This is a genomic window from Chloroflexus islandicus, from assembly GCF_001650695.1.
GTDB lineage: Bacteria > Chloroflexota > Chloroflexia > Chloroflexales > Chloroflexaceae > Chloroflexus > Chloroflexus islandicus.
On sequence record NZ_LWQS01000103.1, the window covers coordinates 1 to 14,691 of the forward strand.

Below are 14,691 nucleotides of genomic sequence, written 5' to 3' on the forward strand. Positions count from 1 at the left end.
AGGTAGCGTCTGTTCCCATTGCCAAGACGCAAAGCGGCAACACGCAAAGACGCGAAGAACGCAAAGGTGCGTGAAGTATTTGGATCATCTTATAAGTGTGCGTGTGGTATATCTCTTAGGCATCTTTGCAGTCGTGTTATCCACTATGAGATAGTCTCCCAACATACTTGGGAGACCATCTCCAAAACCTTTGCGAGCTTGGCGCCCTCTGCGCCTTTGCGTTTCACATTCTCTGCGCCTTTGCTCGCTTTGCGCCTCGACGTTAGTGCGGGTTGCGGCGGCGGAGGGCGAGGATCCCGGCGACGGCGGCGACCACCGCTGCCACCATCGTCGCACCGGGAACGATGAGCGGCGGCAACATCGCAGTCAGCTCGGCTGGCGGCTCGGTAATCACGCGCACATCGTCAGGCGGCGGAGCATTGACCATACGGGCCAGATTATCGAGCGTCGGGAGCATCGAGTTGGCGTAGCCTTTAGCCAGCTTCTTGCGCAGCAACGAGAATGGGAAGAAGGTCGGCAGCGCGTAAATCAGGGCAACGCCATTGGTGACGCGGGTGCCGTTGGCTTCCGGTTGCAGGGCAAACATCCAGATTTGGGCAATGCCGGGTGCGCTCGGCAGGCCAACGCGCCACGCAAAGCGATACGGCGGATCCCAGATCACGATCCGGTTCGCGGTGACATAATGGATGCCACGTATCAACTGTTGTGACTCAAACACCGCGCCAACCTCGAGCGGTCGCCCGTCGCGGATGGTCACGGCCTGCACTTCGCCGCTGCCGGCGATCTGCGGATGGCGCTCGACATCGCTGACCAGTTCCCAAATGGCCTCGACCGGAGCGTTAATCCGCCCACTTACCGAAGCGCCTGTGTAACGAATCATACCTCGTCTTCTCCTTGTGCCCTCTGCATTATGCTTGTAGTGTAACGCATCTCGTGCCGTTGAGCGCAATCGGCGCACCTTATGAGCGGCGCAAGCGGGCGACTAATTGAGTGTAAAACTGATTGCTTGGGCGCAGGCGGACAAAGGTGCAGACCTGCGGACTGCGGCGCACCACGACTTCATCGCCTTCGACGAGATCGATATTCTCGCGGCCATCGACCGCGAGCAACGCATGGTGGCGCGACCGGAGCTGCATCGTCACCACGGCGTCTTCGTGCAGCACCATCGAAGGGATATTGGTAAGGTGGGCGGCGATCGGCACCAGCACCAGCGCCTGCGAACGCGGGTCAACAATCGGGCCGCCGGCGGCGAGTGCATACGCCGTCGAGCCAGTGGCTGTCGCGACAATCACCCCATCGGCATGGTAAGTGGTCAGCGGGCTATCATCGATCGTCACATGCACATTGACGATCCGGCTCAGATCGCTACGCGAGATGACCACCTCGTTTAGCGCGGTATGCTGGCCGAGTTTTTGCCCATTCCGCCAATGTTGTGCGCGCACCAGCGCCCGCTCGTCGAACCAGCCGCCGCCATTCATGATCTGTTCGCAGCCGCTATAAATCTCGTCGGGGCCGATTTCGGCCATAAAACTGAGATGGCCGAGTGCGACGGGCAAGACGGGAATGTTATGGGGGAAGCAGAGCCGGGCGGCGCGCAAGACGGTGCCGTCGCCACCGAGGGCGATCATCAAGTCGCAGTCGGCGACCAATTGCGGCTGATCGCGAAACTCTTGCGAGATACCTCGCGTTGCGCTGATGCCGCGAGCGTGAAACCAGTCAACCACTTCGCGCGATAACTGGATCGAGGCATCACTTAATGGATTGTAGAGAACCGCCACCCGCTCAAGCATTGCCAGACCTCCGTGTCATGCTGTTTGCATCAGAATACCATAGGAATGGGGAGTAGGGAGTGGGGATCAGGCTGATGGGTGAACGGTTCATCGAGTGCGCCCGGCTTGCGCTCAGTGATCGTGGTATACTGCTTGTGCATCAAGATGACAATAATCTGAACTGAGGTGCATGTGGAACATGTTCAGCAAGTAGCTACGCGCATTGTGGCGAATGTCGAACAAGTGATTATCGGCAAGCGCCGGATTGTCGAGCTCGTGCTGGTAGCTCTCTTGTGCCGCGGCCATGTCTTGATCGAAGACGTACCCGGCACCGGTAAGACAATGTTGGCCAAGAGTATTGCGCGTTCAATCGGTTCGAGTTTCAAACGGATTCAGTGTACGCCCGATCTGTTACCCGGTGATGTCACCGGTGTGTCGATCTTCAACCAGCAAACTCGCGAGTTTGAATTCCGGCCCGGCCCGATTATGGCCCAAATTGTGCTGGCCGACGAGATCAACCGCGCGACTCCCAAAACGCAGTCGGCGTTGTTGGAAGCGATGGAGGAGCGGCAAATCACGGTTGATGGCATCACCCATCCGTTGCCGCAACCGTTTGTGGTGCTCGCGACGCAAAACCCGATCGAGTACGAAGGCACCTTTCCCTTGCCGGAAGCGCAACTCGATCGCTTTTTGTTGCGGGTGCATCTCGGCTACGCCGATCGGCTCGACGAGATTGCCATCCTCAAACGGCAGCGCGACGGTCATCCGCTGGAAACGTTGCCCAAGGTGGTTGACATCGACGAGTTGCTGGCCCTGCAAGCAGAGATCAAGCAGGTTCACGTCGATGATCTGATCGTCGAGTATATTGTGGCGTTGACGACGGCTACCCGCACCCATGCCGATATCTACCTTGGTGCGAGCACCCGTGGCGCGTTGGCGCTGTACCGGTCGGCGCAAGCGTGGGCGGCGTTAAACGGGCGCGATTACGTGACGCCTGATGATGTGAAGGCGCTGGCGCAGCCGGTGCTTGGCCATCGCCTGATCGTGAGCCCGGCGGCGCGGGTACGCAATGTGACCGCGAACGCGGTGATCGATGAAGTGCTGGCATCGACACCGGTGCCGGGGGCGCGGGCCGGACGGCGGTTTGAGCGGATGGTAGCCAATTAATGTGATGGTATCGCTATGGCGACCGATGATACTGATGAAATGATAGCGCAACGGCGCGCTCTGTTGCGTACCGCCTTGCAACGGATTGTCTTGTTGCGCGAGACTGGCCCCAAGAGCGCGGCGTGGCATCGCGCGCGGGTCAAGACGATGTGGCGGTTGCAGCAACAACTGGCCGATGATGCCGCTGCGTCGCAGCACGCTGAGCAAACCCATGATCGAAGCTAATTTGGCGCGTTGGTTGGCGCAAACCGGTGATACGCTGTACAGCATCGCCTTGGCGCTTGCGCCGGACGAACGGGCAGCGCAGCGGTTGTTGCGGCAATGGGTATCTGATCTTCGCCAGCATCCGCCTGCGAGCTGGCAATCTGATGAACTGGTTGCCCGTCTCTATCGGGTGGTGGTCGCCAATGCTCCCGATCGTCCGCTGGAACGGCGACCGGCGCCGGCAGCCGCTCCGGTGCTGGGGCCGTTGCGAGCCATGCCGTTGCCGCAGCGGATGGCCGTGTTAGCGTATGGTGTGTTGGGAATGGATAGCGTCCGCTTGGCTAAGATACTTGGCCAAGAGCCGGCGGATGCGATCCGGACGCTTGAGCAAGCCGTGCAAGCGTTAGCTCCCACATCGCGCCATTCATTGCCGGCGCAGGTGAGCAGTGATGAGTGCGGGCCGGTGCGGCAAGCGTTGATCGATCCGGCCCAGCATCTCCGCGCGTTTGAACAGGTGCGGCGGCATCTGGCCGGGTGCGCGCATTGCCGGATGTTCGAGCGCGAATGGCAAGCGGCGACGCGCGAGCTGACACTCATTCTGCGCCGCTATGCGCAGACCTTCCCCATGCCTGCGAAGCTGGCCGATCGGTTGCTGCGTGCAGCGGCGACGCCGCGCCAGCGCCTTGCTACGTTCGCGCTGGCGGCGCCGGCGGCGGTGTTGGTGGTGCTCGTTGCGATCCTCGTATTGCCCGGTATGTTTAGAAATCCGGTTACGGTCGTGGCCACCGGCGCCAACGAACCGGTCGTGCGGGCAGACGAATTAGTAGCGCGGGCCTTGGCCCATGGCGGCATCCCCGAACCGGAAGGCCCGCCGGTGTGGCAGGCGCGTTACCAGACCCTCTGGTATTTCAACAACCGCACTGTTGCTCCATTGTATGCCGAAATCTGGCACGATCGCGCTAATCCGGCCCGCCACCGCTTGCAATTGCGTCACGTTGATGGCGGCGCGCCGTATGAGTTTCAACTCGGCGACGGCGAGCGCCGCCTGTACTACGCGCTCGATGGCGCGTATGCGCCGGCGTTGTACGGCGATCTGCCGGTGCCGGCGTTGCCGAACGAACCGGCGCTGGTGATGAGTGCGGCTGATTCCAGCCAACAGCAGGCCGCATTGGCGGCTCGCCGCACTAGCGGGCCGTGGAACATCCCGCCAAACTACTTGCACCAAGCCGCGGCGGCGCCTGATCTGCGTTTGCTGGGCCGGCAACGGATCGGCGAGCGGTTGGCGTATATCGTCAGCTTTCGCGGGATAAGCCCGGTTGATGTTCCGGCTGACGTTGCTGAGCCAGTGACCGTGCTCATGGCGATTAGCGAGACCGATGGTCACGTGCTGAATATCACCGAGTTAATCGGGCCTCCCGGCGGCACCCAAACCAGCCGGGTGGTGTGGCGGTTAGTCGAATTTAATTGGCTCGTCACCGGCGAGCAGATCCGCGATGCCTTCACCTTCGAGCGAGCATGGAATGGGCGGGCGGAAGCGTCAGGAGTAGTGGGGCAGCCGCTGGTTGATCCGGCATGGCCGTTGGTGCGGTTGGGTAATGTGATCGAACCAAGCGCGATCCGGGAAGTCTCTGACGCGTTGGTGTTGCCGGCGACCATTCCTGACGGGATCGAACGGGCGGTCTTGCTGGGATGGCGCGGCCCGCGCCTTAATGGCGCCATCTATACTGGTTCCGGCAAGCAATTGATTCTCACCTTTGACCGGCTGCCGGGTATCGATAGCGCCATTCCAACCGACGTGATCGGCCCATGGCGGGTGCGGATCGAGCCAGTGCGCGGGCAGCGGTATCGGGTCGCGATTGAGGCGAATACCAACCGGCGGGGGAGTAATGTGCGGCTAGCGCTCGAAGCCACCGGTTTCACCCTTGATGAGGTGCGCGCGATCATAGAGTCGTTGCGCCCGCTCAACCGCATTGATATGCGCGCGCAGGAGACATTCTTCATACCGCGAAGGTAGGGTTGTGGCAGCCACTTGGCCGGTTCTCCCCCAACTCGTGGTATACTCGAAAGAGACGCTTAACGACGAACCTACAATGCAGCTTCGTACCGATGTGACAACTCGCGCTGAGCAGGTGGCGTATCTCGCCGGCGCGCTAGACGGCTTGTACGCTGGCCCGGCGATCCCGTCGCCGATTCGGGGCGGGAGGCGGGCAGCGTTACGCCGGCTGCGCGCGTTCGATGCGCGCGGCTATGCCCGTACTCGGAACGATGTCGCGAAACGCGGCGTTTCCGTCCTCTCGCCATACCTGCGCCACGGGGTGCTCACGCTGGCCGAGGTGCGCGATTCGATCCTGAGCCGGTTTGGCCATACGCCCGATACCGAAAAATTCGTCAATGAACTGGCATGGCGCGCCTTCTGGCAATTGGTTTATGCCCAGCTCGGCGACCGGATCCAGCACGATCTTGAGCCGGCCAAGCATCGTTCTCGCGCGCCGCGCCGCCAGTTGCCGCCAGAGGTGGCAGCGGCCAGCACCGGTCTCGTGTGTATCGACGAGTCGTTGCGCGAGCTGTACACGACCGGCTATATGCACAACCATGCCCGCATGTGGGTAGCTGCCTACCTGCAACACTGGCTCGGCGTGGATTGGCGCGAGGGGGCTGAGCTCTTCTACCGCCACCTGCTCGATGGCGATCCGGCCTCGAATAGCTTGTCGTGGCAGTGGGTCGGCAGTACGTTCAGTCACAAACCGTATATCTTCAACCGCCACAATGTCGAACGGTTCAGCGACGGCGCGTTTTGCGCGCGTTGTCCCCTCGCCGCTGGCGGTTGCCCGTTTGACGATAGCTACGAGAATTTGGCACAACGCTTGTTTGGCGTATCACTGGCAGAACTTGAGGGGCGGCGATGAGCAGCGCGATCGTGTGGCTCCACGGCGATAGTCTTAGCCCGACCGATCCGGCGCTGCTGGCCAATCCGGCTGCGCCGGCGATCTTCGTGTTTGACGAGCCGTTCTTGGCGGCGGCCCAGCTCAGCTTCAAGCGGCTCTTCTTTCTGTACGAATGCGCGCTAGAGGCGATCGCTGGGCGAACTGGCAGTATCCGGCGCGGGGTGGTGGTGGAGGAAGTGCGGGCGTTTGCCGCCGAGCAGCAGGCGACGGCGGTACATGTGACGGCGAGCGTGGCGCCGCGTTTCCGGCAGTATGTGGCCGAGTTGCGCGCCGCCGGGTTGCAGGTGGTGATGCATGAACCACCGGCGTTTGTGACGTGGCGTGGCGAGCCGCCGCGCCGGTTTAGCGCCTTCTGGCGGCGAGTCGCCGCTGAGGCGCTGCGTCCAACCGGCACTGGGCCGGTCTTGCCTGCTGAGCACGAGGTGGAGTAGATCGTATGGAATTTCAAGGCAAAGTCGCCATTGTCACCGGCGGCGCGCAGGGGATCGGGCGGGCAACGGCGTTGGCGTTGGCCCGCGAAGGCGCAGCGGTGGCCATCGCCGACCGCGACGAAGCAGCGACGACCGCGCTGGTCGCGGGGATCAATGCGTGGGGAGGCCGCGCGCTCGCCGTGATCGCCGATGTCAGCGATGAGGCCGATGCCGCGCGCATTGCTAACGAGACGGTGCTAGCGTTTGGCGGGATTGACCTGCTCGTGAATAATGCCGGTATTCAGCAACCGGGCACGATCGAAAGCACGACCCTGCAACTGTGGCAAGAGATTATTAACGTCAATCTGACCGGCGTCTTTTTAGTGTCGCGCTTTGTGATGCCGGAACTGCGCCGGCGCGGCGGTGGCGCGATTGTCAATGTGGCGTCGGTGTACGGTCTGCGCGCCGAAGCGGGTTGGGCCGCGTATGCGGCTTCCAAGGGCGGCGTGATTGCGCTGACGCGGGCGATGGCGCTCGATGGCGCGCCCGACGGGATTCGGGTCAACTGTGTCTGCCCCGGCTTGATCGATACCTCCCTGTTGCGAGCCAACGCGGCGCTGGTTAATGCTCAACGGCCTGACGAGGCCTTGCGGGCCTTTGCCCGCCGCGCGCCGCTGGGCCGGCTCGGCACTCCCGAAGAGGTGGCCGGGGTTATTTTGTGCCTGCTCAGCCCGACCGCTGGCTATCTGACCGGGGCGGTGATTACTGCCGATGGCGGCATGGAAGCGCGGTTGTAGCGAGGAGGTGGACGATGATCACCGTCACCGTGCGGTTTTTTGCCGGGCATCGCGATATTGTCGGGAAGGCGACCGCGCAATATACCTTGACCGAGGGTACAACGCTCGGCCAGTTGTGGGAGCAGTTGGTGGCCGAGTATCCGCGGCTGGCCGGGTATACCGGACGGCTGCTGTTTGCCGTGAATCAGCAGTTTGGCCAGCCAGCCACGGTGCTGGCCGATGGCGATGAAGTCGCCTTCATCCCGCCGGTCAGCGGCGGGTGAGGTTTACCGCGGAAGCAACGACGTGTGGATCAATCCGTGTGCTGCGTCTCTGCGGTAACATAGGAGGTCTCAGGATGGTCGAACCCTTTGTGATCACCACCGAACCGCTCGATCCGGCGCCGCTGGTTGCGGCGGTGCAAACGCCGGATGACGGCGCAGTGGTGACGTTTAGCGGCGTCGTGCGCAATCACTTCGGCGGACGTCCGACGGCGTTTTTGGTCTATGAAGCCTATACTGAGATGGCGGCGCCGGTGTTGCGCCAGATCGCCGATGAGGCGCGGGCACGCTGGCCGATCGGGAAGGTGTGCGTCCATCACCGGGTGGGCCGGCTGGAAATTGGCGAGACGGCGGTGCTGGTGGTGGTGGCGGCGCCGCACCGCGATGCAGCCTTTGCCGCCGCCGCCTACATCATGGATCGGATCAAAGAGATTGCGCCGATTTGGAAGCAGGAACATTGGGCCGACGGCGCGGCTGAGTGGCGCGAATAGGCGAGATGGCGATGCCAGAGTTACCTGAAGTCGAGACGGTGGCCCGTTCGCTGGAAGCGCAGTTGCTGGGCCGCACCATTGTCGGGTTGGCGAAGCTGGATTGGCCGCGCATGCTGACCCCGCCGGCGCCGGATTTTGCCGCCTTGGTGGCCGGACGCCGGATCGAAGCGATCGGGAGGCGGGCCAAGTGGCTGTTGCTGACGCTCGATGGCGGGTGGACGCTGGCAATCCATCTGCGCATGTCGGGCCATCTGTTGGTAGCTGAACCGGCAGCCGCCGATGCGCCGCATGTCCATTTTGCCCTCGACCTCGACAATGGCCGGCGCTTGATCTTCGACGACCAGCGCAAGTTTGGCCGGGTGCATCTGCTCGATCAGCAGGGGTTGGCGATGCTTGACGCGGCCCATGGCCCCGAACCGCTGGCAGATGGGTTTACGCCAGAGGTGCTGGCTGAGCGGCTGCGCGACCGGCGCGCGCCGATCAAGGCGCTCTTGCTCGATCAGCGCCTGATTGCCGGCATTGGCAACATCTACGCCAACGAAGCACTCTGGCTAGCCCGCATCCATCCACTCACGCCGGGAGGGTCGTTGGCGGCGGAACACATCACGGCATTGCATCACGCGATTCGGGTGGTGTTGGCCGAAGCGATTGCCAATCAAGGCAGCTCATTGCGCAACTATCGGGATGGGTACGGTCGTCGTGGCAGCCAGCAAGAGCATTTTAACGTCTACGATCGCGAGGGCGAACCGTGCCCGCGTTGCCAGACGCCGGTTGAGCGGATGGTTGTCGCGCAGCGCAGCACCTATGTTTGTCCGCAATGCCAAGTGAGAGTAGGAAATTAATGCTCTTTCGTTAGAATGAGCTTGGCTGTTTTGCCGTTCAAGCATTGTTAGAGAGGAACATCCGGTGCAAGAACCCATTCTGCTTGTCGAAGACGACCACATTCTGCAACTATCGCTCACCACGATGTTGCGGCGTGACGGCTATGCAGTTGATACTGCGCGCAACGTAACCGAGGCGCGACTAGCAATTTTGGCCCGCCGCCCGCGGATTATTTTGCTCGATCTCGGTTTGCCTGACGGCAGCGGCTTCGATATTTTAAATTGGATGGCGATGGAGCCAGATCGACCGTTGATTATTGTCACTACCGCCAATGATTCGCCCAAGGCTGCCCTTGAGGCGTTATCGCTGGGAGCATTTGATTATCTCACGAAACCGATCAATCACGATACCTTGCGCCACACTTTACGGCGGGCCGTGAGCTATGACCAGCTCCGGTTGCAGGTGCGCGAATATGAACGGCTCAAAACCGAAGTAGACGAGGCGCGGATAGCGGTGCGCGCAGTAGCTCATCATATCAGTCAGGCGTTGACCGTCATGATGGGGGAGGCGCAACTCGTGCGCGAAGAGGTGAATGACATGTCGTTGCGCGCCAGTCTGGATCGGATTGTACGGATGACGGAAGAGGCGGCGCAGATGATTGCTACCTTGCGCGCCGTTCGTCTCTTTGCGCCGCGTGAGAGCGGCGTCGAGCCGCCGGCAGAGACGGCGCATGAGTAACGCGCAGTTGCGGCGCTGCATTAGCGGTTTGTGGTCTGATACCTGAAGGGAGAAGCATGGATCAGCCCGATCTGAGCGCCTTGATTCCGCGTCTGCTATCATTGAAACTCTTGCCGCGCACCGGTTGGCTGCAACGCGGCGTGCGCGATGTCGAGAGCATTGCCGAGCATTCGTATGGCGTGGCGGTGCTTTGCCTGCTGATCGGCGATCAGATAGCGGGTATTGATCGGGGGAAGGTCTTAGCCATCGCGCTGTTGCATGATCTGGCCGAATCGCTGCTCGGCGATCTGCCCGCTTCGGCGACCCGCTTGTTGGGGAAAGAGGCGAAGCGCCGGGCCGAGCGGGATGGGCTAGAGAGCCTGATCGGGCATTTGCCCCGCGCTGCCGAATATCTCGCCCTGTGGGATGAATACGCTGATGGCGCCTCGCCAGAGGCGCGGCTGGTCAAAGCGCTTGATCGCCTTGAGCTGATGGCGCAGGCGCTCGCCTACGAGCGGGCCGGTGCGCGTGGGCTCGATTCGTTCTGGCCGGCCAACGACGATTGGGCAGCCGAGTTTCCGCCGGTTGAAGCGCTGGCTGCCCATCTGCGAGCCGAACGAGCGCGGCTGGGTTAATTCGCCGCTCGTATGGCGCTGTCTAGGTCTGCCCACAAATCATCAACATCCTCAATTCCCACGCTCAACCGCAACAAGGTCGGCGGCAGGTGTTCTTGACCAGCAATGGCCGCTCTGCGCTCCATCGTTGACTCGACCGCGCCGAGGCTGGTGGCATGCCGGATGAGACGGACGTTGCGGCAGACCGCATCAGCCACAGCGGCGTCGCCACGCACATCGAACGAGATAATCGTGCCGAAGCCTTTGAGCACGCGCTTGGCAACCTCGTGGGTTGGGTGCGAGGGCAGGCCGGGGTAGCGCACGCGGGTCACGAGCGGGTGCTGTGCGAGCCGTTGGGCCAATTCCAGCGCATTGCGCTGCGCTCGTTCGAGCCGGAGGGCCAGCGTGCGCGCGCCGCGCACCGCCAAGAAAGCCTCGAGCGTACCGGGAGTAGCGCCGGCCAAGGCGCGGGTGTGGAGCAGTTGCCGCCAGAGCGTCTCGTCGCGGGTGGTGACGACTCCCGCCAGCAGATCAGAATGGCCGCCGATAAACTTGGTGGCCGACTGCACCGACACCGTGGCGCCAAAGGCAAGCGGTTGCTGATTGAGCGGGGTTGCAAACGTGTTGTCAACCGCCACAATCGCACCGGATTTGCGCGGCGCAGCGCAGATCGCCGCCAGATCGGCGACCGTCAGCAGCGGATTCGACGGCGACTCCAGCCAGATCAGATCGGCTTCGGCGCACGCCTGCTGCCACGCGACAGTGTCGGTCAGCGCAATGCGCTGCACCGACCAGCGTCCGCGGGCAGCGCCGGCCATCGCTAAACCGGCTACACCTTGGTAGCAATCATCGGGGATGGCAACCAGCGCGCCGGCGGCAAGCTGGTCGAAGATCGCAGCTACGGCGGCCATCCCGGAAGCGAAGGCGACCGCGTGCCCATCTTCAAGCCCACCCACGATCTCTTCGAGCGCTTCCCACGTTGGCGTCGAATCGGTGCGCGAATACGAACGTCCGTGCCCAAGAATGAAATTGGAGGCCGGGATTGGCGGCACATTGAGCGGCGCGCCGGGTTCGGCGGAACGTCCGGCAGCGACGAGCCACGATTCGAGTTTGAGGCTGGAAGGATGTTTCTGCATGGTATATCTGCCTTTCTGCCAGCAAGTGCTTTGGCGTGCCGGCGATTATCACACCGGTGATCGGCTGTGTCAAACGTTGTGCGTGGAGCGGTTGCTACAACTCCGGCAAAATCGGCTATTATTACAGGAAGATACCGCCATCACCATCACCCCGTCCTCGCGTATGGTTGAGGAGTCCGGCGTGCAGATCGTCATTAATGGCAGCTTTTGGCCCCAGCCGTCAGTAGGCATTGGCCAATACCTGCATCATTTGTTGCCATGGTTGCACCGCCTTGCCCCGCAGCACCGCTACGCCATGCTGCTGCCGGCTGGCGCAGCGTTGCCGGCGGCGCCGGTTGGGATCGAGACCATCACGGTCAAGATTAGCGGCCCCCGCCAAATCGCGAAAGTGATCTTCGAGCAGATTGCCGTGCCGGCCATTGCCGCGCGGCTGGCGCGCAACGGCCAGCCAACCGTGATCTTTGTGCCGTACTTTGCGCCGCCGTTGCGGTCGCGGTTGCCGGTGGTGACAACGATTGGCGATCTGATCCCGCTCCTGTTACCGGCCTATCGCGGCAGTTGGCTGGTGCGCGCCTATATGGCGCTGGCCCGCCGCGCGGCGCTGCGCAGTACGCATGTCATGACCTTCTCGAACTTTAGCCGCAGCGCTATTCTCAACTATCTGGGACTGCCGCCGGAACGAGTCACGGTTGCGTATCTGGCTGCCGGCGAGCAGTACCGTCCAGCGGCGGATCGGGCGGCGGCGCAGGCGTTAGTAGCTGCCCGGTACGGTGTCCACCCGCCCTTTATCTACTACGTCGGCGGGCTTGATGAGCGTAAAAATCTGCCCACCCTGCTGCGGGCATTCGCGCTGGTGCGGAATCGGCATCAGCGGGTTACGTTAGCGATCGCTGGCCGGGCGCTAGGTCGTGATCCGCGCCTCTTCCCCGACATTGACGCGCTGATTGCCGATCTTGATCTGGGTGCGGCAGTGCGCCGGATCGACGTGCCGGTGGCAGATGGGCCACTGCTGTATCAGGCCTGCACCATCTTTGCTTATCCGTCGCGCTATGAGGGGTTTGGCTTGCCGCCGCTGGAAGCGATGGCGTGCGGTGCGCCGGTGATCGTCAGCGATGCGAGTTCGCTGCCGGAAGTCACCGGGGCAGCGGCGATCCGGATTGCGCCAGACGACATTGCCGGTTGGGCGACGGCGATCAACCGGTTGCTGGAAGATGAAGCGTTACGAGACGATCTTAGTACACGCGGATTGGCGCGGGCGGCCAGTTTTTCGTACCAGCGCACGGCGGAGACCACATTGGCAGTGCTTGAGCAAGTAGCGGGCGAGCGTGCGCATCTACGGAAGGCAGTGCGATAACCAGCATGCCAGCCGCTCGCGCGGTTTGGGTAGAGACGGCCCGCCGGGCCGTCTCTATGAATAAACAGGCTATTTCTATGGTTGCATCATTATTACCAATTGATCAAATTCTCTTGGGTGATTGCCTAACTATGTTGGCGCAACTTCCCGCGCAATCGGTCGATCTGATTTTTGCCGATCCACCCTACAATCTGCAATTACGCAACGAGTTGCGCCGGCCCGATCAAACGCTGGTTGATGGGGTGGATGATGCATGGGATAAGTTTGGCGATATTCAAGCCTACGATGCGTTTACGCGGGCATGGCTCAGCGAATGCCGGCGGGTCTTAAAAGCGAGCGGCACGATCTGGGTGATCGGCTCGTACCACAACATCTTTCGGGTTGGGGCAATCATGATGGATCTTGGCTTTTGGATCTTGAATGACGTAATCTGGCACAAGACCAACCCGATGCCCAACTTTCGCGGCACCCGCTTTCAGAACGCCACCGAGACGCTCATCTGGGCCAAAACCTCAGCCGATCAGCAGACCTACACCTTCAACTATCACGCCATGAAGCATCTGAACGACGACAAACAGATGCAAAACGTCTGGCGCATTCCGATCTGCACTGGCGCCGAGCGGATCAAGGTCAACGGCCAGAAAGCGCATTCAACCCAAAAACCGGAAGCGTTGCTCTACCGGGTGATCTTGGCTTCATCGCAGCCGGGTGACGTGGTGCTCGATCCATTTTTCGGCTCCGGCACGACCGGGGCAGTGGCGAAAAAGTTAGGCCGGCACTTTATCGGCATTGAGCAAGACCCGGCGTATGTGGCGATTGCGCGCGAGCGGATCGCTGCCATTCCCGCCCCAGCGAGCGCGGCGCTGCTGATGACACCCTCGCGCCGGGAGGCGCCGCGGGTAGCGTTTGGCGAGCTGGTGGCCGCCGGTTATGTGCAGGTTGGCGAGCGGCTCTATTCGCGGGATCGGGCAGTGGTAGCAGAGGTCAAAGCTGATGGCCACGTGGTGTGGAACGGGGTCAGCGGGTCGATCCATGCCATCGCGGCCAGAGCGCAGGGGAAACCGGCGTATAACGGGTGGGAATATTGGTATGTTGAAGACGATGCTGGCCGGTTGGCCAGCATCGACGAATTGCGGGAACGGTACCGGGCGGAACGGTTGGGGTGAAATGCAATGATCACCATCACCGCGCGGTGGCCGGCGCGATCGGCGTATTCGGTTCGATCCCGCGCAACGCCGCCCCGACCAAATCACGGTTGAGCTGGGCAATCGTGTCGAGGCTGATCTCCTTGGGGCAGACAGCGGCGCATTCACCGATATTGGTGCAGTTGCCGAAACCCTCGAAATCGGCTTGCGCCACCATATTGACCACGCGCTGGTAGCGTTCGGGTTGGCCCTGCGGCAAGAGGGCAAGGTGCGTCACCTTAGCGGCGGTGAAGAGCATTGCCGAGCCGTTGGGGCAGGCGGCCACGCACGCGCCGCACCCAATGCAGGCCGCTGCGTCCATCGCCCGATCGGCAGCGGTCTTGGGCACCGGAATGGTATTGGCGTCAGGCGCCGAGCCGGTGCTGACGCTGATATAACCACCGGCTTGAATAATGCGATCGAAGGCGCTGCGGTCAACCACCAAATCCTTGAGGATCGGGAACGCCGCTGCGCGCCACGGCTCAACCGTAATCGTATCGCCGTCGTTGAAGCTGCGCATGTGCAACTGGCAGGTGGTAATGGCATTCTTGGGGCCGTGGGCAATGCCATTAATCATCAGCGAACACATACCGCAGATGCCTTCGCGGCAATCGTGATCAAACGCCACCGGCTCTTCACCCCGCGACATCAGCTCCTCGTTGAGCACGTCGAGCATCTCGAGGAACGACATATCGGGGCTGACATTATCCATCACATACGTCTTAAACTCGCCGGGGGTCGAGCGGTTCTTCTGCCGCCAGATCTTGAGCGTGATCTTCATCGTCTTCATAGCGTATCTCCAGCCGCCGGCCGGCGTCCCG

The 14,691-nt window shown here is 61.9% G+C and carries 17 protein-coding genes; 13 read left to right on the plus strand and 4 right to left on the minus strand.

The annotated features are described in order from the left end of the window. Positions 1-262 precede the first annotated feature (262 nt). Together A6A03_RS18120 and A6A03_RS18125 are read right to left on the minus strand one after the other, a co-directional pair. Positions 263-880, minus strand: a complete 618-nt coding sequence (locus A6A03_RS18120) for an SRPBCC family protein (protein WP_066791088.1) — start codon at positions 878-880, stop codon at positions 263-265. Between the two features lie 79 nt (positions 881-959). Next, complete coding sequence (locus A6A03_RS18125; RefSeq protein WP_066791090.1) at positions 960-1,790, minus strand: NAD(+)/NADH kinase; 831 nt, start codon at positions 1,788-1,790, stop codon at positions 960-962. Positions 1,791-1,961: 171 nt separating this feature from the next. Between A6A03_RS18125 and A6A03_RS18130 the strand changes: the two genes are divergently transcribed. The 11 genes from A6A03_RS18130 (at position 1,962) to A6A03_RS18180 (ending at position 10,217) form a co-directional block, all read left to right on the plus strand. Then, positions 1,962-2,936: an AAA family ATPase gene (locus A6A03_RS18130; RefSeq protein WP_066791092.1), complete on the plus strand. Its 975-nt coding sequence runs from the start codon at positions 1,962-1,964 to the stop codon at positions 2,934-2,936. Between the two features lie 15 nt (positions 2,937-2,951). After that, on the plus strand, positions 2,952-3,161 hold the full coding sequence (locus A6A03_RS18135; RefSeq protein ID WP_066791094.1) for a hypothetical protein: 210 nt from the start codon (positions 2,952-2,954) through the stop codon (positions 3,159-3,161). Further along, the gene (locus A6A03_RS18140) at positions 3,148-5,154 is read left to right on the plus strand and encodes an anti-sigma factor (protein WP_066791096.1); all 2,007 of its coding nucleotides are present in this window, start codon (positions 3,148-3,150) and stop codon (positions 5,152-5,154) included. Before A6A03_RS18135 ends, A6A03_RS18140 begins: the two co-directional genes overlap by 14 nt. Before the next feature lie 76 nt (positions 5,155-5,230). Continuing rightward, the gene (locus tag A6A03_RS18145; RefSeq protein ID WP_066791098.1) at positions 5,231-6,046 is read left to right on the plus strand and encodes an FAD-binding domain-containing protein; all 816 of its coding nucleotides are present in this window, start codon (positions 5,231-5,233) and stop codon (positions 6,044-6,046) included. Then, on the plus strand, positions 6,043-6,516 hold the full coding sequence (locus A6A03_RS18150) for a cryptochrome/DNA photolyase family protein (RefSeq protein WP_066791100.1): 474 nt from the start codon (positions 6,043-6,045) through the stop codon (positions 6,514-6,516). The genes A6A03_RS18145 and A6A03_RS18150 overlap by 4 nt, the downstream gene beginning before the upstream one ends. 5 nt (positions 6,517-6,521) lie before the next feature. Next, positions 6,522-7,292 carry an SDR family NAD(P)-dependent oxidoreductase gene (locus tag A6A03_RS18155; protein WP_066791102.1) on the plus strand — a complete coding sequence of 257 codons (771 nt, stop codon included), beginning with the start codon at positions 6,522-6,524 and terminating at the stop codon, positions 7,290-7,292. A 14-nt stretch (positions 7,293-7,306) separates the two neighbouring features. Further along, the gene (gene moaD / locus A6A03_RS18160; RefSeq protein WP_066791105.1) at positions 7,307-7,555 is read left to right on the plus strand and encodes a molybdopterin converting factor subunit 1; all 249 of its coding nucleotides are present in this window, start codon (positions 7,307-7,309) and stop codon (positions 7,553-7,555) included. Positions 7,556-7,629: 74 nt separating this feature from the next. Next, positions 7,630-8,043 (plus strand): molybdenum cofactor biosynthesis protein MoaE, encoded by a 414-nt coding sequence (locus A6A03_RS18165; RefSeq protein ID WP_066791107.1) that lies wholly within the window; start codon positions 7,630-7,632, stop codon positions 8,041-8,043. An 11-nt stretch (positions 8,044-8,054) separates the two neighbouring features. Then, positions 8,055-8,885 carry a bifunctional DNA-formamidopyrimidine glycosylase/DNA-(apurinic or apyrimidinic site) lyase gene (gene mutM / locus A6A03_RS18170; protein ID WP_066791298.1) on the plus strand — a complete coding sequence of 277 codons (831 nt, stop codon included), beginning with the start codon at positions 8,055-8,057 and terminating at the stop codon, positions 8,883-8,885. A gap of 64 nt (positions 8,886-8,949) precedes the next feature. Then, positions 8,950-9,603, plus strand: coding sequence for a response regulator (locus A6A03_RS18175; protein WP_066791109.1), 654 nt, complete (start codon positions 8,950-8,952; stop codon positions 9,601-9,603). Between the two features lie 56 nt (positions 9,604-9,659). Continuing rightward, complete coding sequence (locus A6A03_RS18180) at positions 9,660-10,217, plus strand: HD domain-containing protein (protein WP_066791111.1); 558 nt, start codon at positions 9,660-9,662, stop codon at positions 10,215-10,217. Here the strand turns inward: A6A03_RS18180 and A6A03_RS18185 are convergent. Beyond that, positions 10,214-11,332, minus strand: coding sequence for a trans-sulfuration enzyme family protein (locus A6A03_RS18185; protein WP_066791113.1), 1,119 nt, complete (start codon positions 11,330-11,332; stop codon positions 10,214-10,216). The genes A6A03_RS18180 and A6A03_RS18185 overlap by 4 nt on opposite strands. On the opposite strand from A6A03_RS18185, the gene A6A03_RS18190 reads away from it, so the two are divergent. Together A6A03_RS18190 and A6A03_RS18195 are read left to right on the plus strand one after the other, a co-directional pair. Beyond that, on the plus strand, positions 11,331-12,686 hold the full coding sequence (locus A6A03_RS18190) for a glycosyltransferase family 4 protein (RefSeq protein WP_342673063.1): 1,356 nt from the start codon (positions 11,331-11,333) through the stop codon (positions 12,684-12,686). The two genes, A6A03_RS18185 and A6A03_RS18190, sit on opposite strands and share 2 nt — an antisense overlap. A gap of 77 nt (positions 12,687-12,763) precedes the next feature. Next, entirely contained in the window at positions 12,764-13,852 is a 1,089-nt protein-coding gene (locus tag A6A03_RS18195) for a site-specific DNA-methyltransferase (RefSeq protein ID WP_066791116.1), read from the plus strand. 16 nt (positions 13,853-13,868) lie between these two features. Here the strand turns inward: A6A03_RS18195 and A6A03_RS18200 are convergent, their stop codons facing one another. Continuing rightward, the gene (locus tag A6A03_RS18200; RefSeq protein WP_245669057.1) at positions 13,869-14,660 is read right to left on the minus strand and encodes a succinate dehydrogenase/fumarate reductase iron-sulfur subunit; all 792 of its coding nucleotides are present in this window, start codon (positions 14,658-14,660) and stop codon (positions 13,869-13,871) included. Positions 14,661-14,691: the final 31 nt, after the last annotated feature.